Below are 23,822 nucleotides of genomic sequence, written 5' to 3'. Positions count from 1 at the left end.
GCTCTTTTTTGCTAAATTAACATTATTTGATTTATAAATTCGATTTGATTTTTTGAATTACCTCTTCGTATTCAGCATCCGAAAGGAAAATTTTCTTCGGATTCATTTCGAAAACACTTCCAAAACAAAAACCATCTTGATACTTAGGAACAATGTGCATGTGCAAATGTGATAAAGTATCGCTGTAAGCACCGTAATTGATTTTATTAGGTTCAAACGCTAAGGAAATTGCTTTGGCAACTTTGGCTACATCTTCAAAAAATAAATTGCGTTGTGCATCGCTTAATTCGTATAATTCTATTCCATGATCTTTGTAAACTACATTGCATCGTCCTAAATGCGATTGTTCTTTAAAAAGAAAAACTTGCGCCACTTGCAAATCTGTAATTTTAATCATTAAATCATGTAAAGTGTCGTTGTTCTGACAATATAAACATTCTGAAACCGGTGAAATCATGTTGTTGTATTTGGTTGGTGAATAATTGGAAATATTTGCAATAAAAATAAAAAAACTTTTTCTGATTCTTCGAGATGAATTATCAGAAAAAGTTTTTATAATCTTGAAATGTTCTTATTTCTTAAAACTTGTATTTCAAACTTCCCATTACTTGTCTTGGCGCAATTGGATTTACACTGTAGTTTTCGTGTACAGTATAATTAAGTTCGTTTGTAATATTTGATAATTTAACCAATAACGATATTTTTTTCCAGGTATATCCAGCTGAAACATCTACGGTAGTGTATCCATCTAATGGAATTTCTCTGTGGTTAATTCCGTCAGGATAAAGGGTTGTATTTGAATTATATTGGTCGTTCCAACCTCCCATACGATCACCTATGTAATTTCCGATAGCACCAAGAGCCACTCCTTTAAAAAATCCAGCTTGAACCGTATAAAAGAAACTCAGGTTAGCCGTGTTTTTTGGTGTTCTTGTCAAACGATCACCTTCAATAAAACTCCCGTTTAATCCAGATGTTTTCGTGTAAATCATGTTGTTATAGCTATAACCTGCATTAATATTAAAACCTTCAATCGGACGAGCACTAAAGTCAACTTCAACACCATCACTTCTAGTTTCACCACTCAAGGTTTTGATGCTAGTATCACTATTTAAACTTCCATCAGCTTTAAATTCGGCAGTTTGTGCTAAATTACTGTTTGTAATGCGGTAAACCGTTACGTTGGTGGTTAACAATCCTTTAAAGAAATCGGTTTTGATTCCTGCCTCGTATTGGTCAATCATAGAAGGTTTAATGGGTTGTAAGTCTACTGTGGTTCCCGTGTTTGGACTAAAAGAGTTAGAATAACTTGCAAATAACGAAACATCTTTGGTTGGTTGGTACACTAATCCCACTTTAGGTGAAAAAGCATTATCTAATTTTTTAGCTCCTACAGTTGGAATACCATTTTCTGGTTGCCCATTTCCGTTGGTTTCTTTATACGTAGTTACTTCTGATTCTTGCCAAGACCAACGAATACCTGCTAAAAGTTTAATTTGATCGGTAAATGAAATTAAATCTTGAAAATAGACACCAAAACGATCCGTATCTGTTTTAGCAATTTGCGTAGCTCTAGCTGAAGAAGGAATATCCATTCTTTGGATTGCTGGATCGAAAGTGAATAAGTTTATATTGTCATAAATGGTAGGCAAGTATTTACCGTTTGCATCCATTACATATTTTTCATTGAAGGTAAAGGTATAAGAAGTAGCAAATGAATTTTCCCAATCAGCTCCTGTAAAAATTTGGTGTTTTACACTTCCGGTTTTGAATTTTCCTTGTAAGCTCAATTGTTCACCAAAAATCGCTTCCTCATTCTTGTTTTTAGCTAAAGATCGATTCCAGTCACCAGGAACCGCATAAGAATCCAATCCAGATAATTGCGCAGTAGAATAATTTCCTCTGTCAAACGATTGGAAAGAAGTATTAAAATTCAAGGTCCAATTTTTATTGAAATCATGGTTTAAAAGGGCAGAGGCGCTGGCCGATTTGGTAGTTCCATTTGACCATAAAGCACCATAAAATGCATTTCGAGGCAAATCTAAAATTTCTGTCCCGATCATTCCAGTTCCAAAATCGGGAGTCCAATCGGCAGTTAAATAATCTCCTTGAACCGTAATTTTAGTTTTGTCGCTAATATTAAATAAAAAAGACGGATTAAAATAGAAACGCTCGTTTTTAACTACATCTCTAAAACTTTCCGAATTTTCATAAGAAGCATTCACTCGGTAAGCGATTGATTTGCTCAACGGACCGTAAAAGTCTACAGTTGGTTTGTAAAAAGCAAAACTTCCTACTTGCATTGAAACTTCTCCCCCTTTTTCAAATTTAGGTGTTTTGGTAACTAAGTTCAAAATACCGCCGGGAGCCACATTTCCGTACAACAAAGCAGAACCTCCTTTTAAAAACTCAACTTTTTCTAAAGAAGCCACATCGGGGATAGAACCTGAGTTGTAACGAAAACCATTTTTAAGCATATTATTAGCTCCCATATCATAGCCTCTAGACCAAAATGATTCTTGAGCACCACCACGAGCTGAACCCACATAAACACCATTAGCATTTTTAATTACTTCACTCAAACGAATGGCTTGTTGTTGCCCGATAACTTCGTTACTAATAACCTGTACACTTTGTGGTAAATCCATTACTTTAATTCCAGAACGTGCGGCAGTAACGGGTTTTTTAGATTTGTTGGTTGTTACAATTACATCGTTTAAGCTTTCAGCTTCTTTTGAAGTAATGGTATCGTTTACAGCTTTTTGTTTGCTGTTGTGTTTTTGACCATAAGCACCTAGGCTTAGTATCGAAATTCCAAGGACTAAAATAAATCTCATAAATATTTATTAAGAATAATTAAAAATAATTTCCGGCTGCAAATGTAATAGGAGAATTTTAGATTTTAACTATTAATTTAGATTTATTTAATATAATTTTGTAACATTTTTTTTTCATTTTGTTTTGAAAAAGATACTTTTTTATCTTAGAATTTGGTTATATTTTTCTGTATTTTTTACTTAAAAAAAAGCTGGTTTTTTTTAGATTTGTTTTAAATGATTTCCGTCTTGAATCCGATTTTAAAGCCTATATTTGCGGCCTTAAATCGAAGAAATTTTCATGCTCATTTCCTATTTTAAAAAAATCCAAAATACACCCAAAGCATATCGACTTGCCAATACCATCTTTTTCTTTGTTTCGGGTTTTGGTTATTCGTCTTGGGCTTCTCGAATTCCAGATATTAAAAATCAGCTTGGATTAAGCGAAGCAGCATTCGGAACCGTTTTGTTTGCTTTTCCTGTTGGTTTGATGTTTACAATGCCATTTACCGGAAAATTATTAAACAAATACAGTAGTCGTTATTGTATGGTTTTAGGAGCTGTGTTGTTTAATGTGATGTTAGCATTACCCGGATTTGCGAGTCAGGTTTGGCAGTTGGTTTGCATTCTTTTAATTTTTGGTGCTTCTCGAAATATTTTCAATTTATCGATAAATGCACAATCACTCGAGGTTCAAAAATTATATAAAAAATCGATAATTACTTCATTTCATGCTGTTTGGAGTTTGGCGGGATTTACGGGTGCTGGTATCGGATATGTAATGGTAACACAACACATTGCGCCTTCCATGCATTTGCTCGGAATTAGTTTGGCCATGATGGCTGTTACAGTTTGTTTTTATCCGATGGCAATTTTAACAGAACCGGTTCCTCAAGCCAAGAAAAAATTCCTAACAATTCCCGAAAAAAGTATGATTAAGTTTGCTTTAATTTGTTTTGTAGCCATGGCTTGCGAAAACACCATGTATGATTGGAGCGGAATTTATTTTCAAAATGTTTTGCATGCTTCACCTAAATTAACCACAGCAGCATTTGTGTTTTTTATGACGGCTGTAACTTTAGGACGTTTTTTAGGCGATTCGGCAGTAATGAAATATGGTACAAAAAAAATGTTGCTTTATAGCGGCATATTAATCACCTCGGGGTTTCTTATTTGTTTTGTATTGCCTTATGTTTATCCAACGATTGTAGGTTATGTTTTAATTGGAGTAGGGGTTTCGTGTGTTGTTCCTTTGGTGTTTAGTATAGCTAGCAAATCTTCCAATTTAAGTACAGGAACAGCTTTAACCTCGATTTCTACTATTGGGTATTTGGGATTTTTACTTGTTCCGCCAATGGTTGGTTTTATATCGGAATATTTAAGTATGAAGTGGTCTTTTTTAATTATGTCCCTTTTGGGCGGACTCATGATAAAAATGGTGACAAAAATAGAAGAACCTAATTAAGGACACTTAAAAATTAGGTATAAAAAAAACATTCTTTTAAACTTGGAGAATTTCCTCTGTTTAAAAGAATGTTTTAAGTAGTAGTGAAAAAATTATTTTACGATAAGTTTATAAGTAGCCATTTTCCAGACTTCATCAAACTTTTTACCGTTATGCTCACCTGCTTCTTTTTCAGTTATAGCAAACTCGGCCATATAATTTCCTGACCAAATAGGAGTAAAAGTTACTTCACCTTTATCATTACTCCACAATTCTTTTTCCCAACCATTTGGAGCAATTACTTTAATTTTTTGACTTTTAGCAATTTGATTTTTGTAACGAGCAACAAGTGTTACGGGACTATCTTTTTTTAATGAAGTAGGATTCGAATTAAAAACTGAAATTTCATTGTTATTGTTTTCGGCAACATTTCCGGTAACTGCTTTTCCTACCGCTACGGTGGTACTTGAATTATAGTCTAATTTCATAGTTCCGTAAACATCTTTTACCAAATGGTGCATTACAATAGTATAAACCCCTTCCTCTTCTGGTGTAAAAATCGCTTGGTATTTGTTGTCTAACATTTTTGACTCTAATTTGATTTCTTTTTTAGAAGGCGAAATGGCAATTAAGCTAAAATCTTTCAAATCCGAAAACCATTTGGCAGCAGGCGTAATGTCATTATCGGCAAATTCGCCAAAGTAAACATTGATTTCTTGTGATTTACCTTTGTTTCCGTTTGCATTTGTTTCAATCCATAAGGCATGGGCAAACGAAGTAGTGGTTGCAAAAAGCAAGGCTATTATTAAAGCAGCATTTTTTAATTTTTTCATAATAATGATCTAAAAGTTGAATTTTAAGTGTTTTGCAAATTTAAAATTAAACTTGTAAATCTTCATTTTTATTTAGATTTAATTTTAATAAGAGATTATTATGCGTTTTAAATAATTGTGAATTAGTAGGTTAGTTTTTGTTTTTTATGACTTTAGCAGTTGTTTTTTCGTTAATTAAAGCAATACCCCTAAAATTCAAATGGTTTTGATAGCGTTCTGAATTCAATCTGTTTTGTTGTGTTTTTGCTTTTTTTAATATATCTAATCTGTTTTAGTATTAAAAAAATAGGGTGTAAAATTATAAAAACATAAAAATACGTTTTGCTACCCATAAAAATTAGGGGGTATGAGAATAAAAATATATTTTTACCCCCGAAATCAAAATATAAACCAACAGTATTATGAAAAAAATTGAAGCAGTTATTCGAAAGTCAAAATTCGAAGATGTAAAAGTTGCTTTACATCAAATTGGTGTAAACTTTTTTAGTTATTGGGATGTTACCGGAGTAGGTAACGAAAAAGAAGGGCATGTTTATAGAGGAGTAAGTTACAGTACTTCCGATATTCAGCGTAGACACTTGTCTATTGTAGTTTCGGATCCTTTTTTAGATCGCACTGTAGAGGCAATTTTGCAATCGGCTTATACTGGAATGGTAGGAGACGGTAAAATATTTGTTTCGGATGTCATTGAAACCTATAGAATAAGAACCAAAGAAAGCGGTACTGACGCCGTTAACTAAAACTAAAAACTTTTACAAATTATAAAAATATAATATATGGATACGAATGCTGTATTAGATATAATGTGGATTTTAATCTGCGGAATTTTAGTGTTTTTCATGCAAGCCGGTTTTACTTTGGTAGAGGTTGGTTTTACACGTTCAAAAAACGCTGGAAACATCATCATGAAAAATTTAATGGATTTTTGTATTGGTAGCGTTGCTTTTTGGGCTATCGGTTATTCCTTAATGTACGGTGAATCTATTTCTGGATTTATTGGAACGCCAAGTTTACTATTTGACAATGCAAAAGAAATGCATAGTTTGTTCTTTCAAACTGTATTTGCTGCAACGGCTGCTACAATCGTATCTGGAGCTATTGCTGAGCGTACTAAATTTACCACTTATTTGATTTTCTCTTTGTTAATGACTTTGGTTATTTATCCAATTTCAGGAAGCTGGGTTTGGAATGGCGGAGGTTGGTTGGCTCAAATGGGCTTTACTGATTTTGCTGGTTCAACAGTAGTGCACTCTGTTGGAGGATGGGCTTCGTTAGTTGCTGCTGCTTTGGTAGGACCAAGAATTGGTAAATACAATACTGATGGAACTTCAAATGCAATTCCGGGTCATAACATCGTTTTAGGTATGATTGGAGTATTTATTCTTTGGTTAGGTTGGTTCGGATTCAACCCAGGTTCGCAATTAGCAATCTCTGGAGATAACGTAACTGCCGTATCTGGAATCTTTATTACAACTAATTTAGCGGGTGTTGCAGGTGCTTTAGCTGCGATGTTTGTAACGTGGATTATCTACAAAAAACCAGACGTATCGATGACATTAAATGGAGCTTTGGCTGGTTTAGTGGGAGTTACTGCAGGATGTGCCGTTGTAAGTCCGTTTGGAGCTTTCATTATTGGATTAATTAGTGGAACTGTTGTAGTTTTCTCAATCGAATTTATTGACAAAAAATTAAAAGTTGATGATCCAGTAGGTGCTGTATCGGTTCACGGAGTTTGTGGTGCATTAGGAACTTTATTAGTTGGTTTGTTTGCTACAGACGGTGGTTTATTCTACGGTGGTGGATTTGATAAATTAGGTGTACAAGCAATTGGTGTTTTTGCAATTGGAGCTTGGGCTGCTGTTGCGTCTTTCATTATCTTGTATATTTTAAAAGTAACTATGGGATTACGTGTAACCAAAGAAGAAGAAGTAGACGGATTAGATATTCACGAACATGGATCTAACGTTTACAACGACTAAGAACAATTTTACTCTTTTTTTAATATTTAAAAATCTGCTACTGAAATATGTAGCAGATTTTTTTTTGCTTTCAATGGAGAAAATGCAATCTTTTTCAGCAATTATAAAAGGTATTATATGGCATAATACCGTAATTTTAGTTGATAAATTAAAAATTATGGTTTTGAAAATTAAATCCATTGCAATAAAAACTTTTGAATTATTTAAAGAAGCCACTTTAGCTTTTTTAGATGACAATGCTATAAAATTAAGCGCCGCATTATCGTATTACACCGTATTTGCCTTACCACCTTTATTGATTATTATCATAACCATTTGTGGTTTTTTCTTCGGTCAAGAAGCTGTTACAGGGGAATTATACGGGCAGATTAACGGACTAGTTGGTGATGATGCAGCAAAGCAAATTCAAGATGCCATAAAAAATGTAGCCTTAGCCGATAGTAATGTTTTTGTATCCGTATTTGGAGTGGTTATGCTGATAATTGGTGCATCGGGAGTTTTTGCAGAGATTCAGAGTTCCATTAACTTCATTTGGGGCATTAGTGCAAAGCCGAATAAAGGTTTGAAAAAATTCATTCAAAATAGATTAATGTCTTTTTCAATGATTGCTTCGGTTGGATTTTTGATGTTGGTTAGTTTGTTTGTAAATACTATTTTAGACCTAATCAGTGTCCGAATGAAAGTCTATTTTCCCGAGAGTTCCTATTATTTTTTCTACATAATCAACATCATGTTTGTTTTAGCCAGTATTACGTTTTTATTTACCATTATTTTTAGAACCTTACCCGACGGAATTATTCGTCTTAAAGATGCTTTAATTGGTGCGGTATTTACTGCGGTTTTATTTATTTTAGGAAAGTTTGCAATTGGATATTATTTAGGAAATTCCACTGTTGCTTCGGTTTATGGCGCAGCGGGTTCGGTGGTAATTATTCTGGTTTGGGTTTATTATTCGGCTATAATTCTGTATTTTGGAGCAGAATTTACTAAAGTATATGCTAATAAATACGGAGGAGACATCATTCCAAATAAATATTCAGTCGAAATTAAAAAGGAAATTATAGAAGTAGAACCTAAAATAACACAAAAATGAAAAAAATAATCGCTTTCGGAGGAAGTAATAGTCTTTCATCCATTAATAAAAAATTAGCTACTTACGCTTCAAGTTTAGTCGAAAATGCAACCGTTGAAGTGCTCGATTTAAATGATTTTGAAATGCCTTTATTTGGAGTCGATTTAGAAAAAGAAATTGGGCAACACAATTTGGCTCAAGCATTTTTAGATAAATTGGCTTCGGCCGATATTTTAGTAGTTTCTTTAGCCGAAAACAATGGAGATTATTCGGTAGCCTTTAAAAATATATTAGATTGGTGCTCACGAATTACCAAAAATATTTTTGCCGATAAAAAGATGTTGTTACTTGCTACTTCGCCTGGGCCACGAGGAGGCGCTTCGGTTTTGGATATTGCTAATAATGCTTTTCCGCGTTTTGGAGCAGAAATAGTGGCAACGTATTCTTTGCCTAGTTTTAATGATAATTTTGATTTGGAAAATGGTGAAATTACCAACGAAGAATTGCAAGCGGAGCTACAAAAAATAATTGCAGATAATTTTAAATAGCACTATGACAGCAGTTCGACTTCACTCTATTATAGATAATGATTTCTATAAATTTACCATGCAGCATGCGGTTATCAAGTTATATCCCAATGCAAAAGTAAAATATGCCTTTATCAACAGAGGCAAGCATATTTTTCCGAAAAATTTTTCTAAAAAACTCCGCGAAGCTGTTGATGCTATGGCTGAGTTGAAATTAACAACTGCCGAAAAAGAATTTTTAAAACAAAACTGTCCGTATCTAGATCCAACTTATTTGGATTTTTTGCAAGGTTATCAATATGATCCCGCCGAAGTTGAAATTGAACAAAAGGGGGGCGAATTAAATGTGACCATTCAAGGGTATTGGTACCGTACGATTTTATGGGAAGTTCCGTTAATGGCTTTAATTTCAGAACTTTTTTATGCTACTCAAAAAGAACTTGTTCGAGTTTCCGATGAGGAAGTAAAAAGAATTACCAAAGAAAAAATTCAAAATTATAACGCTTTAGAAGTTGTTATTTTAGAGTTTGGCACGCGCAGACGTCATTCCTATGCTGTGCATCAAATTGTGAACGAAACACTTGAAGAATTTGGAGCTAAAAGCTTTTTAGGAACGAGTAACGTACATCTATCGATGTTATTAAATCGAAAACCCTCGGGAACGCATGCGCACGAATGGTTCATGTTTCATGCTTCACAATACGGTTTTAAAGTGGCCAACGCGGTAAGCCTTGAAAATTGGACAAAAGTTTACGAAGGTGATTTAGGAATTGCCCTCACGGATACATATACTACTGATGTTTTTTTGGAACAATTCAATAAAAAATATTCGAAGCTTTTTGATGGAGTGCGACACGATAGCGGTGATCCAATAGAATTTGCCAAAAAAACCATTGCACACTACGAAAAAATGGGCATCGATCCAAAATCTAAGATAATAGTATTTTCGGATGGTCTCAATATGGATAAAGTGAAAGTCATTGCCGATTATTGCCGAGGTAAAATTAAAATGTCTTTCGGCATAGGTACAAATTTTAGTAATGATGTGGGTTTAAAACCAATGAATATGGTGATTAAGTTGGTGGAAACCAAACCCGAAAACAGCCATTGGGAGGGAGTGGTGAAACTTTCTGACGAAAAAAACAAGCATACAGGTACTCCTAAAATGATTGCTTTGGCGCAACAAGTTTTAGGAATTGCACCTTGATTTTTTTGGAGCGAAATTCTTTTTTTCTATTTTTAAGGAGTCGGTTTTTTAAAGAGACACAAATTTTCGTTTTTGGCGTAATTTTGTTGGTATCTTTACTAAATTGACTTTCATTTTTTGTAGAGATATAGTACATTAGCCAAAAATCCATTTTATATATGCTAGAGCAAAATCAGTACACGGAAGATAATATTCGTTCACTTGACTGGAAAGAACATATTCGTATGCGTCCAGGGATGTATATTGGTAAACTTGGTGACGGTTCTTCTCCAGACGATGGTATTTATATTTTGCTCAAAGAAGTGTTAGATAACTGTATCGATGAGTTTGTGATGGGGGCTGGTAAAAATATCGAAGTTACTATTAAAGACAAAACGGTTTCAGTACGCGACTATGGTCGTGGAATTCCACTAGGAAAAGTAGTCGATGTGGTTTCTAAAATGAATACAGGTGGTAAATACGATTCGTTAGCGTTTAAAAAATCGGTTGGTTTAAATGGTGTGGGTACCAAAGCAGTAAATGCCTTATCAACATATTTTAGGGTAGAATCGGTTCGTGAAGACCAACAAAAAGCCGCCGAATTTTCGGCAGGTAATTTAGTTCTCGAGGAAGAAGTTATTACTACGACCAAACGAAAAGGAACCAAGGTTGTTTTTACTCCGGATGAGAAAATTTTCAAAAACTACAAATTCCGAAATGAATATGTAGTTCGAATGCTCAAAAACTATTGTTACCTAAACAATGGATTGACCATCATTTATAATGGAGAAAAGTTTTTTTCTGAAAACGGATTAAAGGATTTATTAGAAGAAACCATCAGCGAAGATGATTTAGAATATCCAATTATTCATTTAAAAGGAGATGATATCGAAATTGCTTTAACGCACAGTAAAACCCAGTATTCCGAAGAATACCATTCCTTTGTAAATGGACAAAATACAACGCAAGGAGGAACGCATTTAGCCGCCTATCGCGAAGCAATTGTAAAAACAATTCGTGAGTTTTATAACAAAAGTTTCGAAGCTTCTGATGTTCGAAAATCGATTGTAAGTGCTATTAGTATTAAGGTGATGGAGCCGGTTTTTGAATCGCAAACCAAAACCAAATTGGGCTCTACCGAAATAGGTTCAGAACCTGGAATGCCAACAGTTCGAGCTTTTGTAAATGATTTTATTAAAACCAATTTAGACAATTACCTTCATAAAAATACCGAAACAGCCGATGCCTTATTGCGTAAAATTTTGCAAGCAGAGCGCGAGCGAAAAGAATTATCAGGTATTCGAAAATTAGCAAAAGATCGTGCTAAAAAAGCCAGTTTACACAATAAAAAACTAAGAGATTGCCGCGCACATTTAACCGATACAAAAAATCCTAGAAATTTAGAAAGTACACTTTTTATTACCGAGGGAGATTCGGCTTCGGGATCCATTACAAAGTCTCGCGATGTTAATACGCAAGCCGTTTTTAGTTTGCGAGGAAAGCCGTTAAACTCGTACGGCATGAGTAAAAAAATTGTGTACGAAAATGAAGAATTCAACTTGTTGCAAGCCGCTTTGGATATTGAGGAGGACATGGAAAATTTACGCTATAACAACATTGTTATCGCTACCGATGCCGATGTCGACGGAATGCACATTCGCTTGTTGTTGATTACTTTTTTTCTTCAGTTTTTTCCCGAATTAATCAAAGAGGGGCATTTGTATATTTTGCAAACACCTTTGTTTAGGGTTCGAAACAAAAAAGAAACCATTTATTGTTATTCCGAAGAAGAACGAAAAGCCGCTATCGAAAAATTAAAACCCAAACCAGAAATTACCCGATTTAAAGGATTGGGAGAAATTTCGCCAGATGAGTTTAAAAATTTCATAGGCGATACCATCCGACTAGAACCCGTGATGATGGACAAGCACACTTCCATTGAGCAATTATTGTCTTTTTACATGGGTAAAAATACACCCGACAGACAAGAATTCATCATCAATAATTTGAAGGTGGAGTTAGACACAATCGAGGAAGCAATTTAGGATGGAAAATCGTAGACAGTGTCTATGAAATGTAAAATCCATCACCATTACGAACTAGACATTATTCTTTTTATTAAAATAAATGAAAGACGAAGAAGAAGATAACATTATTCCAAACGAAGACGAGAATAACGAAGCGGTAAATGAATCTACCAATCAAGAAGGTTTTGAAGACATCACCACTTCGGGCGGAATGCAGCATTTTTACGAAAACGACGAAAACAGCGAAGATACCATTACCAAAGTTACCGGAATGTACAAAGACTGGTTTTTGGACTATGCTTCGTATGTAATTCTTGAACGTGCCGTACCGGCTATTGAGGACGGTTTTAAACCTGTTCAGCGTCGAATAATGCACTCGCTTAAAGAGTTGGATGATGGTCGTTATAACAAAGTGGCCAATGTTGTGGGACATACCATGCAGTATCATCCGCACGGTGATGCGAGTATTGGCGATGCCATGGTACAAATTGGTCAAAAAGAATTGTTAATAGATTGCCAAGGTAACTGGGGAAATATTTTAACTGGTGATGGTGCCGCAGCTTCTCGTTACATCGAAGCACGATTGAGTAAATTTGCTTTGGATGTTTTGTATTCGCCAAAAATTACCGAATGGGGACTTTCGTATGATGGTCGTAAAGCCGAACCTATTAATCTTCCGGTAAAGTTTCCGTTGCTTTTAGCACAAGGTGCTGAGGGTATTGCCGTTGGACTTTCCACCAAAGTATTGCCTCATAATTTTAACGAGTTAATTGATGCTTCGATTAAAATTTTGAAAGGAAAACCTTTTACGCTTTATCCGGATTTTATGACTGCCGGAATTGCCGATGTTTCCAATTATAATGATGGAATGCGTGGTGGCCGAGTTCGAGTACGCGCAAAAATTTCGCAGTTGGATAAAAATACGTTGGTGATTACGCAAATTCCGTTTTCAACCAATACTTCGAGTTTAATTGATAGTATTTTGAAAGCCAATGAAAAAGGCAAAATCAAAATCAAAAAAATCGAAGACAATACAGCTGCCGATGTTGAGATTTTAATTCATCTTTTCCCTGGTGTATCACCCGATAAAACCATTGATGCGTTGTTTGCTTTTACAGCCTGTGAAACTTCGGTGGCGCCTTTAGGTTGCGTTATTGAAGATAATAAACCGTTGTTTATTGGCGTTTCGGAAATGTTAAAAATTTCGACTAATCGCACAGTCGATTTGCTTCGACAAGAATTAGAAATTCAGTTAGAAGAATTAAAAAACAAATGGCATTTTTCTACTTTAGAAAAAATCTTCATTCGCGAAGAAATGTATATCGATTTTAAACTATACGGAGATCGAGAGTCGTTATATGCCTATATGTATGATCGTTTTGAGCCATTTAAAGCTTCATTTGTAAGAGCCATTCACGATGACGATTTACAAAAATTAACGCAAATTCCAATGATTCGTATTACGCGTTTTGATTCGGATAAAGCCGATGAATTGATTGCGAGATTGGAAGACGAAATGAAAGAAGTGGAGCATAATTTGGAGCATATCACTGATTTTGCTATTTCTTATTTCGCCAAATTAAAAGAAAAATACGGAAAAGGTAGAGAGCGCCAAACAGAACTTCGTATTTTCGATGATATTGAAGCCACAAAAGTAGTTTTACGAAACACCAAATTATATGTGGATAGAGTGGAAGGTTTTGTGGGTACAAGCTTGAAAAAAGACGAATACGTAACCGATTGTTCGGATATTGATGATGTTATTGTGTTTCTTCGAGATGGAAGTATGATGATTACCAAAGTCGATGCCAAAACCTTTGTTGGAAAAGACATCATTCATGTGGCTGTTTTTGATAAAAGCGACAAACGAACCATTTATAACATGGTGTACCGTGACGGAAAATCGGGGCCATCTTATATCAAACGTTTTAATGTTTCGGGAGTTACTCGTGATAAATTATACGATTTAACCAATGGAACGAAAGGTTCTCAAATTTTGTACTTTACTTGTAATCCTAACGGAGAAGCCGAGGTGATTACTGTATTATTACGTCAAGTTGGTAGTATTAAAAAATTAAAATTTGATATTGATTTTGCCAATTTGGCCATTAAAGGTCGTGGTTCAAAAGGAAATTTAGTTACCAAATATCCTATCAAAAAAATCGAAATCAAAGAAAAAGGAATTTCCACTTTATTACCTCGAAAAATTTGGTTTGATGACACCGTACAGCGTTTAAATGTAGACGGTAGAGGCGAATTGTTGGGCGAATTTAGACCTAGTGATAAGCTGCTAATCATTACACAATCGGGCAAGTTAAAAGTGGTTATTCCAGAATTGTCTACGCATTTTGACCAAGACATGATTGTATTGGAGAAATGGATTCCTAAAAAACCGATTTCAACCATTTATTACGATGGTGAAAAACAAAAGTATTATGTGAAACGCTTTTTGGTTGAAAACGAAAGCAAAGAAGAACTTTTTATTACCGAACATCCTAATTCGCAATTAGAAATTGTGTCGACAGATTACCGACCTGTAGCCGAAATTGTTTTTGCTAAGGTGAAAGGAATTCAAAAAGAAAACCTTTGTGTGGATTTAGAAGAATTTATTTCGATAAAAGGTATCAAAGCACTTGGAAATCAATTGACTGCAGATAAGTTAAAACAAGTTAATTTGTTAGAATCCTTACCTTATGAAGAACCAGAAGAGGAACCCGTAAATTCCACCATAATTTTGGACGATACGAATGTAGAAACCCAATTAGATGATGACGGCCAAATTGGTTTGGTTTTAGAATAAAAAAAAGCTCTTTCGGGAGCTTTTTTTATTTGAATAAATCGGCCAAAACGAGTTCTTTTTTTTCTTTCAATCTTTTGATGATTTTCAGAAAGGCAATGGCTGTAATGTAAGCATCGCCTAGGGCTGTGTGTCGATCCTTTTTTGAAATATCAAATTTATCGGCCAAATCATCTAAGGAATATTGGTCTTTCCTTTCAAATAAATAGGACTTAATTAAGGTTTCTTTGTATAAATAGGCAGTATCTAATTTTTTGTTAGTTAATTCGGGTAAACCATGTCGCGCTAAAGCTTTGTTAATCATGGTAACATCAAAAAAAGTATGATGTGCCACGATAATAGAATCGCCTAAATAGGCTAAAAAAAGTTGTAAAACCTGCAATTCCGAGCGGTGATGCAGAACATCGCTCCGTAATATACCGTGAATGTGAGCTGAATTTTTATCATAATGCTCTTGATCCATATAATGTTCGAAAGCCGTATTTATTTCGATAATTCCGTTTTGCAATACTAGAGCTCCAATGCATAAAATACGGTCGTTTTCATAGTCAAATCCTGTTGTTTCGGTATCCAAAACCACAAACCGGCACGATTCAATGGGAACTTGTAATTCGTTTTGTTCGTCTTCGGATGTCCAAAATTTAAGTTTATCAATAATACTCATATTTTTAGCCTAATAAATTCCCGTTGTTGTATCGAACCGAAATTAATTCTTGCAATTCTTTTATAGTTTTAAACGTACTTTTTAGTTTGATTTTTTCGGTTTTAGAAAGCGTTTCTAACGCAATAAATTGACCAGAATCGTTGTGTAAAAGACCTTGTTTGGTTCTAAATTTCAATAAAGCTTTAAACGAATACGCGCAGGATAAAAACAGTTCGGCATTCTGCGGCTCTAAGTCGGCTAATTTTTCAAAACGTTCGGCCGTGTTGTTAATACCTTTTACTGAATGCGATAAAATTAACAAACGCGCGGCATCGGTAAGTGGCATCAAGGCACGCCTTTTTATATCAAAATGATCTTTGTTAGCTCCGTCTTGTTCTACCAAGAATTGCCTAAAAAAACCAGTAGGAGAAGGACTTTGCAAAGCACCACTAACCAAATGACGGTAAAAATCGGGATTTGCTTTTACATCTGTAAAAATATATTCGGATAAATGATTAACCAATTCGGCATCGCCATACGTTAAACTATAATCAAAAAAAATGAAAGATAACAATACTTCATTTTTGCCAGGATTGGTAATCCAATGATGAACCTGTTCTTTCCATTCGTCTAAACTCAAACACCATTTCGGGTTAGAAGCCATCATTTCGGCCGGACAATAATCATAACCAATGGCATTTAAACCTTTGTTTACCAGCGATGCAAATTTTAAAAAATAGATTTTTGTTTCGGCCTCAAAAACTTCCGAAACATTTTCATAAACAATAGCGTTGTCCTGATCGGTATGTAACATTTGTTCACTTCGACCTTGACTTCCTAAAGCCAACCAGGCAAATTTTACTGGTGGCGGACTGCTCATTTTTTCTAACGAAATTTCGATGACGCGGGTTATACAAGCATCATTTAATTCGGTTATAATTTTGGAAATGAGTGTCATCGGAATGTTTTGATCCAAATAACCTTGCAACAATTGCATAATTCGGGTTCGAATGGGCTTTATTTCTTTGGCTTTGGTAACTCGTTTTAACGCTTTGATTAAAACCGCAGGATTGTTTCCGAGTGTCACCATTAAATCGTGTTTGGATAAAATACCCACAATTTTAGTATTCGGAGTACCATCTTTGGTCAAACACAAATAACTGATATTGCTTTTCATCATGGCCATTTGCGCCTCGGTAACCGTAAGTTTTTTGGGATAAGTGATTACCGGCGAAGTCATAATGGTTTCGGCTGTAGTGGTAATTGGATATTGACCGGTTACAATTTTATTGCGTAAATCTTTATCGGTTATAATGCCAATTGGAAGCATTTCGTCTTCAATTAAAATAGCTCCTACTTTTTTCTTGGTTAAAATTTCGGCAATTTGCTTTACGGTTGTCGAGCGACTGCAAGTGACAATTTTTTTGGAATATTTAATAGGTTGAAGGTCAAAAATTTCTTTTTCCGAATGCACTTCATGTTCCAGGATTTCACCGTATAATTTATCTTTATGAATATCCGAATACGGATTTTTGGTATTGGAAGCGTAACTTTCTATCAAAAAATTCCCAATAGCTTTATTCTCCAACGCATAGGGTTTGAAAACCGAAATCGGAACAGCGTATAAAATACTTTCTTCGTGAGCACTGGCTTGCATGACATAATTTTCTTGTGCTAAAAGCGGACGCAAACCAAAAATATCACCTTCATCGCACATGTCTAATATGTCATGATTTTGATTTTTTTTTAAAGCTACAGCCCCTTTATGAACCACATAAAAACAATCGTGTGTTTTATCATTTTCGGCAAAAATCACAGCATCTTTATCTTTATAAACAATTGATATTTGCTCAGAAAGCACCTCTAAATCACGTTTACTTAATAAAGTAAAAGGGGGGAAATTTTTTAAAAAATCGGCAACTCGTTGTGAGATTGTATTTTTCATTATTGATACAGCTAGTTAGTTTTGTAAAGCTAAAAAATAAAATAAAAAAAGCCCCTTGATGGAGCTTAATATATCAAAAATAGATTGGTTTATTTTCGAACTTTCATATTAATAAATTCTACCGCCACCGAAAAAGCAATGGCAAAATACAAATAACCTTTCGGAATGGCGCCAATGTGTTCGCCTAACAAAGTCGCTTCGGATAAGTGCATGCTTTCGGTAATGAGCATAAAACCAATTAAAATTAAGAAAGAGAGTCCTAAAATTTGAATCGACGGATTTGCATTAACAAAATTACCAACGGGTACGGCAAACAACATCATAATTAAAACCGAAATAACCACAGCGGTAATCATAATCGTAAGCGCACCTTGAACCCCATTAGTCATCCCAACTGCCGTTAAAATAGAATCCACCGAAAAAATCAAATCGATTAATAAAATCTGAACAATAACATTCGAAAATGACTTTTTAGCAGCCGTTTTTAAGGTTTTTTCTTCTGCACCATGATGGTCTACTTTTTCGCTAATTTCTTTGGTGCTTTTGTAAATTAAAAACAAACCTCCAGCAAATAAAATCAACGCCTGACCCGTAAATTCCGCCGAAAACCAACTCCAGTTTACGCCAAACAAAGTTTGTTTCATGGCAATTAAATATGAAATTCCCATTAGCAAGCCAATTCGCATAAACATGGCCAAAAACAAACCAATTCGTGTGGCTTTTTTACGGTTTTCCTCTGGCAATTTTCCGGTTACAATCGATATAAAAATGATGTTATCGATACCCAAAACAATTTCCAGAAAGGTTAAGGTTAATAAGGCTATCCAAGCGTCTGCATTTAAAAAAACTTCCATTTTTATATTAATTTGTTCACTTAATTTACTCTAAAACTCGGGTAACAGTTCCTTTTTGTTTCTGATCCGATCCGACCAAACCAAACTCAAACGTGTACGAATCTTTTTGGGTGGTTAAAATTTTCATACTAATTGCCTTTTCTTCAGCCTTATTTTTCGGATGTAATTTTTGTAAAACATATTCGCAATCGCTTACCCAACGAATCGAGGCGGTGTCTGTTTTTCCTTCGAAAGTCTCAATTTCAATGCTATCTTTACGTTCAAAAATAGTGGTTTTGGTAACACCATCTACTTGGTATTCAAATTTGAATTTACCGGTTTTAAAATCTTTACAATTGTGTTCGGTTTGATAACACGAAATGAGTGTTACGAAAGGTACAAGCGCAATTAATTTTTTCATTAGTTTGGTTTTTAGGAGCTATTCCTGCTATTCGCTGCAATCTTTTTTGTTTTAAAGAAAAACAAAAAAGGATTTTCGCTGCTATCAGGGCTATTAAATTTGTTACGAATGAAATTGTTGCATTTCATTCAACATCAGTAAAGTTCTTTATTTCTTTTGGTTTAGCAAATTTTTCCGAATTGTATTTTAGAAGAAATTTTACCTGAATAAGGTTCTTTTCAAATTGAAAAAATTATGGATTTTGAATTACACAATTTTAATGTCGTATTTATCCAAAAGTCCTTCTAATCCTTGGGTTGAAAATTTAGCCTTCTTCATGGGGTTAAATTCGGGATCAATTTTGTAGTTATAAGCTGTTCTAAAATCGGCGCCCGCCAATTGTGTTTCGTTAAAAATAGCCCCTTGTAAGTCGCAATTATCAAAAACGCTATTGGTTAAATTGTTTCCAATAAACGTAACTTCTTGTAACGAGCAATTATGAAATTGGGTTTTAGGCATTTTTTTGTTTGTAAAAACGGCATAATTCAAATTGCATTCTTCAAAACGGACTTGAAATAAAAAATCATCACATTCGTTAAATTGAATTCCTAATAATTTCGAATTTTTAAAAGACACATTTTTCAAACTCGTTCCAGCCAAACTGGTCATCGAAAGGTTACAATCAATAAATTCGCAGTCTAAAAACGTGTTGTAGGCAAAATTACTATTCGAGAAATCACAGTTTTTAAAAACACAATCTTCAAATTCGCGATTGTTGATTTTTTTATCGATATAAACGACTTTTTCAAAAGTTTTCTGAATGTGTAGCAACTGTTCCATGAATACATTTTATTTGTCGTTAAAAATTCCGTTAACGATGGTTTTTAATCCTAAAAAAATCAACCACATAGCACCAATACAGGCCACAATTCCAATTCCGAGTACCAAATAATGCCAATTGGTATGTTTGTTCATAAAAGCATTATAAATGAGCGATGGGCCAATAAACAAAAGGGGTAGGGCTCCCGTTAAATACTTTAAACCTTTTGAAAGAAGTGTTTTGTTCATGTCTGTGTTATGTTTTTTATCGATTCACCCCTCAGAAATCAGTCGATTTGATATAAAAACCGGTTTGAATTATTTGGCATTATAAAACTGAACTGCTTTGCGAACACTGCCATGATTTTGGAGTAATTCGGCCGCTTCTTCATAACTCACGTCAATTTCTTCCATAATCATTTTGGTTCCTCTATCAACTAATTTGGTGTTGCTCAATTGCATATCGACCATTTTGTTGCCTTTTACTTTTCCTAACTGAATCATCGTGGCGGTCGAAATCATGTTTAAAACTAATTTCTGAGCAGTTCCAGCTTTCATTCTCGAACTTCCGGTAACAAATTCGGGTCCTACAATGACTTCAATAGGAAATTGAGCGGTTTGCGAAAGTGGACTTCCAGCGTTACACGAAATACTTCCGGTTAGGATATTATTTTGATTGCAAGCTTCTAAACCTCCAATAACGTAGGGCGTTGTACCCGAAGCAGCAATACCAATTACAGCGTCATTTTCATTTATTTGAAATTCTTGTAAATCAATCCAAGCTTGCGAAGCATTATCTTCGGCGTTTTCTACTGCTTTACGAATGGCTTGATCGCCACCAGCAATAATGCCCACGACTAAATCAAAAGGAACTCCAAAAGTAGGTGGACATTCCGAAGCGTCGACCACACCTAAACGTCCCGAAGTACCGGCGCCAATGTAAAACAAACGACCGCCGTTTTTCATTCTAGCCACAATTTGAGTGACTAATTTTTCGATTTGTGGCAAGGCTTTTTCTACAGCAAATGGTACGGTTTTATCTTCGTTATTGATATTTGAAAGTAAGTCCGAAACCGACATTTTTTCTAAATGTTCGTATTTGGAAGATTGTTCGGTAGTTTTTATGAAGCTCATTTTTTTTGGTGCTGAGTTGAAAAGAGTCAAAGGTACTAAGTTTTCCAGAAGTTTAATAATCGGTTGATAATTCTCCTCCAATTGTTGGATTTAAATTTGAGATTATAAAAATTTTGCAGTTCTGATTGTCTACTACTTTTTTAGAAAGTTAAGATTCGATTCAATCTTTAGTTTATAAAAAATAAGCCAAAACAATTCCTAAAACAATCATAGAAACTTTAGCGATATTAAATTTATGTCCTTCGCTACTTTCGAAAATAATAGTGGACGAAATATGAAATAAAATTCCAATTACAATAGCGGTAATTTCATTGTGGTAATGACTCAGTCCGGTTAAATATTCAGAAGCAAAAGTACCTAGTGGCGTCATCAAAGCAAACGTAAGCATAAAAGCAAAAATAGCTTTTTGATTAAGATGTGAGTTGATAAAAAAGGTCGTTAAAATAATAGCAATTGGAAGGTGATGAATGGCTATACCAATAGCTAAATTATCATGATGATGTCCAACCGGAAAACCTTCTAAAAAGGCATGAATACACAAACTAATAAACAATAACCACGGAATGTGCGACATGTTAGGATGTCCGTGAACATGCCCGTGTTCGGCTCCTTTCGAAAAAAATTCGAGTATAATTTGGAATAAAATTCCAATCATGATGAATATACCCACATTGTGATTGTGCGACTCGTAAACGTCTGGCAATAAATGCATCACAGTTAGCGATAATAAAAAAGAACCGCTAAATGCTAATAATAATTTTAAGTTGGTTTTGTTTTTTGGTTTGATGAGTAACGCAAAAACATAACCCAAAAGCACAGAAAATAAGGGTAATATATAGTTCATTTTGAATGTGTTTTATTGGGATAACTAACTCTTGTGTTTTGTTTATTCAAAAGTTAAAAACGAAGTTAATCGGGAATTTATTTAAAAATCATGATTAAGCGTTCGCTTTCGGTTTTGTGGAATTTTTTCAGTTTGTAATCACCAAAAATATCAAGTAAATAAATACCAGCTTCATCCATTAATTCTTTAAAATCATCTAAAGTTAACGCTTTTACTTTTTCGGTAAAATGAAAGGATTTACCTTGGTCTTCAAAATCGATTTCTTTAAAAATATGGCCGTCGGCAACGTATCGTTTAATATGAAATTCAATGCCATCTACTACTTTCACTTCTTCGGGAACAAGCGTATTAATTACTTGGTGCACGTTCATAAAATCAATTACAGCAAATCCATAATCGGTCAAACTAGCTTTAATCGCTTTTAGTGTGGTTAAATTATCTTCGTCCTTTTCAAAATATCCAAAACTGGTAAAAAGGTTGAATATAGCATCAAATTTTTCGTCAAAAGGTTGTCGCATGTCGTGTACCTTAAAACGCAAATGCAGGTTGTTGTTTTTGCTGGCTTCGGCAATGCTATTTTCAGATAAATCGGCACCTAAAACTTCGTAACCCAATTGACTTAAATAAATGGAATGACGACCTTTGCCGCAAGCTAAATCCAAAACTTTGGCTTTTTCGGGCAAGTTTAAATAATGGGTCAAATTATCCATAAAATGTTGTGCCTCGCGGTAATTTCTTTCTTTGTATAAAATATGGTAGTAAGGAGTGTCAAACCAAGAAGAAAACCAAGTCTCGGTTTGGTTATCTAAGTGGCTTTCTGATTTATGATGTGCTTCAGACATTTATTTTTTTCAATTAATTCCAGTCCGCAAATTTAGTGTATTTTTGCAGAAAATAACTATTTCACCAGCTACAAAGCGTTTCGATTTTGACGAATAATAGTCCTTGGTGAGTATCACTAGTATATAATGGAAGAAAATTTTAAAATGATAGCCAAGACTTTTTTTGGTTTTGAAGAAATACTCGCTAAGGAGTTACAACTTTTAGGAGCCCAAGAAGTCGAAAAAGGAGTTAGAATGGTAAGTTTTAAAGGAGATAAAGGATTTATGTATAAAGCCAATTTATCGTTAAGAACCGCTTTAAAAATTTTAAAACCCATATATTCATTTCGAGCCAATAATGAAAAAGCACTTTATAAAGGTATTTCGGGAGTTAATTGGTCTAAATTTTTAAATGCTAATCAAACGTTTGTTATTGATGCTACGGTACATTCGGACTATTTTAACCATTCCGAATTTGTTTCGCAAAAATGTAAAGATGCTATCGTAGACCAGTTTAGAGAACGTACGGGGCAGCGTCCGAGTATCGACAAAGTGTATCCCGATTTGCGTATCAACATCCATATTGGCAAAGATCAGGTTTCGGTAGCTTTGGATACTTCGGGAAATTCATTGCATCAAAGAGGCTATCGAACGGCAACCAATATTGCGCCTATTAACGAAGTTTTGGCTGCCGGTATTTTATTGCTTTCGGGTTGGGAAGGCCAAAGTCATTTTTTAGACCCTATGTGTGGTTCGGGAACTTTTTTAACCGAAGCAGCCATGATTGCGTGTAATATTCCGGCAAACATTAATCGTCGTGAATTTGCTTTTGAAAAATGGAAAGATTGGGATAATGAGCTGTTTGAAACCATTGTGGATAGTTTGATGAAAAAAACAAAAGAATTTCATTTTACCATTAAAGGGTTTGATAAAGCACCAAGTGCCGTAAATAAAGCCAAAGACAATATTAGAAATGCCAATTTAGAAGATTACATTTCGGTTTCAGAAGGTAATTTTTTTGATTCCGAAAAAGAAGTACAAGGCCAATTGCATATGGTTTTTAACCCCCCGTATGATGAACGTTTGGATATTCAGATGGAAGGGTTTTATAAAAATATTGGCGATACCCTCAAACAAAGTTATCCGGGTACCAATGCTTGGTTTATTACCGGTAATCTAGATGCATTAAAATTTGTAGGTTTGCGACCATCTAGAAAAATAAAATTATTTAACGGTAGTATCGAAGCCCGTTTGGTAAAATACGAAATTTACGAAGGAAGCAAAAGAACAAAATTTCAAAACGAAGAATCGAAGTAATTAAGATGCTGATTTTGTTACGTTTTTAGCCTTAAATTCAACTTTTAATAATATAAAAGAATAACAAATTTCGGGTTCATTAATACTAGGTTTTTAAAGAAAAATTCTTTTCAACTTAGTCACTTTGAATCTTTTCAAATGTAAAAAAATGAGTAAATTACAAGTAAGAGCTTTTTTGTATCAATTGGGGTGTTTTGCCTCATTATTTATTGGAGTGCGTTTTTTAGTAGCGCAATATACTGGTTTAACCGGAATTTGGATTCCGTTAACGGCTTTTGTTGTAGCTACATTGGCTTCGCCAAAATTTCAAGCGGTAAAAACCAGAGATGGCGAACGATTGTTTATGAAATGGATTTTTATAAAAGGAATTAAAGAAATAGGATAA

General features: G+C 34.5%; 22 protein-coding genes. 10 read left to right on the top strand and 12 right to left on the bottom strand.

Features of this window, described 5'->3' with window-relative positions:
- Positions 1–31 precede the first annotated feature (31 nt).
- Both I5M07_RS03500 and I5M07_RS03495 read right to left on the bottom strand, forming a co-directional pair.
- Complete coding sequence (locus I5M07_RS03500; RefSeq protein WP_200104803.1) at positions 32–457, bottom strand: HIT family protein; 426 nt, start codon at positions 455–457, stop codon at positions 32–34.
- A gap of 121 nt (positions 458–578) precedes the next feature.
- Positions 579–2,837: a TonB-dependent siderophore receptor gene (locus I5M07_RS03495; protein WP_200104802.1), complete on the bottom strand. Its 2,259-nt coding sequence runs from the start codon at positions 2,835–2,837 to the stop codon at positions 579–581.
- A gap of 280 nt (positions 2,838–3,117) precedes the next feature.
- Here I5M07_RS03495 and I5M07_RS03490 point away from each other — a divergent pair, with 280 nt between their 5' ends.
- Positions 3,118–4,281 carry an MFS transporter gene (locus tag I5M07_RS03490; RefSeq protein ID WP_200104801.1) on the top strand — a complete coding sequence of 388 codons (1,164 nt, stop codon included), beginning with the start codon at positions 3,118–3,120 and terminating at the stop codon, positions 4,279–4,281.
- Positions 4,282–4,373: 92 nt separating this feature from the next.
- Here I5M07_RS03490 and I5M07_RS03485 read toward each other — a convergent pair whose 3' ends face one another.
- The gene (locus I5M07_RS03485; protein WP_200104800.1) at positions 4,374–5,093 is read right to left on the bottom strand and encodes a hypothetical protein; all 720 of its coding nucleotides are present in this window, start codon (positions 5,091–5,093) and stop codon (positions 4,374–4,376) included.
- Positions 5,094–5,494: 401 nt separating this feature from the next.
- On the opposite strand from I5M07_RS03485, the gene I5M07_RS03480 reads away from it, so the two are divergent.
- The 7 genes from I5M07_RS03480 to I5M07_RS03450 all read left to right on the top strand — a co-directional run bounded on the left by I5M07_RS03480 (position 5,495) and on the right by I5M07_RS03450 (position 14,684).
- Entirely contained in the window at positions 5,495–5,833 is a 339-nt protein-coding gene (locus I5M07_RS03480) for a P-II family nitrogen regulator (RefSeq protein WP_200104799.1), read from the top strand.
- Between the two features lie 36 nt (positions 5,834–5,869).
- Positions 5,870–7,072, top strand: a complete 1,203-nt coding sequence (locus tag I5M07_RS03475) for an ammonium transporter (RefSeq protein ID WP_200104798.1) — start codon at positions 5,870–5,872, stop codon at positions 7,070–7,072.
- A gap of 157 nt (positions 7,073–7,229) precedes the next feature.
- Positions 7,230–8,165 carry a YihY/virulence factor BrkB family protein gene (locus I5M07_RS03470; RefSeq protein ID WP_394369041.1) on the top strand — a complete coding sequence of 312 codons (936 nt, stop codon included), beginning with the start codon at positions 7,230–7,232 and terminating at the stop codon, positions 8,163–8,165.
- Positions 8,162–8,692 carry an NADPH-dependent FMN reductase gene (locus I5M07_RS03465; protein WP_200104797.1) on the top strand — a complete coding sequence of 177 codons (531 nt, stop codon included), beginning with the start codon at positions 8,162–8,164 and terminating at the stop codon, positions 8,690–8,692. The genes I5M07_RS03470 and I5M07_RS03465 overlap by 4 nt, the downstream gene beginning before the upstream one ends.
- A gap of 4 nt (positions 8,693–8,696) precedes the next feature.
- A complete protein-coding gene (gene pncB / locus I5M07_RS03460; protein ID WP_200104796.1) occupies positions 8,697–9,878 on the top strand; it encodes a nicotinate phosphoribosyltransferase in 1,182 nt (393 codons plus the stop codon).
- A 158-nt stretch (positions 9,879–10,036) separates the two neighbouring features.
- On the top strand, positions 10,037–11,902 hold the full coding sequence (locus I5M07_RS03455; RefSeq protein ID WP_200104795.1) for a DNA topoisomerase IV subunit B: 1,866 nt from the start codon (positions 10,037–10,039) through the stop codon (positions 11,900–11,902).
- An 82-nt stretch (positions 11,903–11,984) separates the two neighbouring features.
- On the top strand, positions 11,985–14,684 hold the full coding sequence (locus tag I5M07_RS03450) for a DNA gyrase/topoisomerase IV subunit A (RefSeq protein ID WP_200104794.1): 2,700 nt from the start codon (positions 11,985–11,987) through the stop codon (positions 14,682–14,684).
- 25 nt (positions 14,685–14,709) lie between these two features.
- On the opposite strand, the gene I5M07_RS03445 is transcribed toward I5M07_RS03450, so the two are convergent.
- The 9 genes from I5M07_RS03445 to I5M07_RS03405 form a co-directional block, all read right to left on the bottom strand.
- Complete coding sequence (locus I5M07_RS03445) at positions 14,710–15,345, bottom strand: 3'-5' exonuclease (RefSeq protein ID WP_200104793.1); 636 nt, start codon at positions 15,343–15,345, stop codon at positions 14,710–14,712.
- A 4-nt stretch (positions 15,346–15,349) separates the two neighbouring features.
- Positions 15,350–17,269, bottom strand: a complete 1,920-nt coding sequence (locus I5M07_RS03440) for a DUF294 nucleotidyltransferase-like domain-containing protein (RefSeq protein WP_200104792.1) — start codon at positions 17,267–17,269, stop codon at positions 15,350–15,352.
- Between the two features lie 89 nt (positions 17,270–17,358).
- The gene (locus I5M07_RS03435; protein WP_200104791.1) at positions 17,359–18,123 is read right to left on the bottom strand and encodes a TerC family protein; all 765 of its coding nucleotides are present in this window, start codon (positions 18,121–18,123) and stop codon (positions 17,359–17,361) included.
- A 25-nt stretch (positions 18,124–18,148) separates the two neighbouring features.
- Positions 18,149–18,523, bottom strand: coding sequence for a DNA topoisomerase IV (locus tag I5M07_RS03430; protein ID WP_200104790.1), 375 nt, complete (start codon positions 18,521–18,523; stop codon positions 18,149–18,151).
- 246 nt (positions 18,524–18,769) lie between these two features.
- A complete protein-coding gene (locus tag I5M07_RS03425) occupies positions 18,770–19,342 on the bottom strand; it encodes a pentapeptide repeat-containing protein (protein WP_200104789.1) in 573 nt (190 codons plus the stop codon).
- Positions 19,343–19,351: 9 nt separating this feature from the next.
- Positions 19,352–19,570 carry a DUF6095 family protein gene (locus tag I5M07_RS03420; protein ID WP_200104788.1) on the bottom strand — a complete coding sequence of 73 codons (219 nt, stop codon included), beginning with the start codon at positions 19,568–19,570 and terminating at the stop codon, positions 19,352–19,354.
- A gap of 69 nt (positions 19,571–19,639) precedes the next feature.
- Positions 19,640–20,455, bottom strand: coding sequence for an N-acetylmuramic acid 6-phosphate etherase (gene murQ / locus I5M07_RS03415; RefSeq protein ID WP_200104787.1), 816 nt, complete (start codon positions 20,453–20,455; stop codon positions 19,640–19,642).
- Between the two features lie 172 nt (positions 20,456–20,627).
- Complete coding sequence (locus I5M07_RS03410) at positions 20,628–21,299, bottom strand: ZIP family metal transporter (RefSeq protein WP_200104786.1); 672 nt, start codon at positions 21,297–21,299, stop codon at positions 20,628–20,630.
- A 77-nt stretch (positions 21,300–21,376) separates the two neighbouring features.
- Entirely contained in the window at positions 21,377–22,141 is a 765-nt protein-coding gene (locus tag I5M07_RS03405; RefSeq protein ID WP_200104785.1) for a class I SAM-dependent DNA methyltransferase, read from the bottom strand.
- Between the two features lie 126 nt (positions 22,142–22,267).
- On the opposite strand from I5M07_RS03405, the gene I5M07_RS03400 reads away from it, so the two are divergent.
- Positions 22,268–23,437, top strand: coding sequence for a THUMP domain-containing class I SAM-dependent RNA methyltransferase (locus I5M07_RS03400; RefSeq protein ID WP_200104784.1), 1,170 nt, complete (start codon positions 22,268–22,270; stop codon positions 23,435–23,437).
- Between the two features lie 148 nt (positions 23,438–23,585).
- Entirely contained in the window at positions 23,586–23,822 is a 237-nt protein-coding gene (locus tag I5M07_RS03395) for a hypothetical protein (RefSeq protein ID WP_200104783.1), read from the top strand.

Source organism: Flavobacterium agrisoli, assembly GCF_016522065.1.
GTDB classification, from domain to species: domain Bacteria; phylum Bacteroidota; class Bacteroidia; order Flavobacteriales; family Flavobacteriaceae; genus Flavobacterium; species Flavobacterium agrisoli.
The sequence above is the reverse complement of the archived record's forward strand: the minus strand, read 5'-3'. Positions and strand labels throughout refer to the sequence as shown.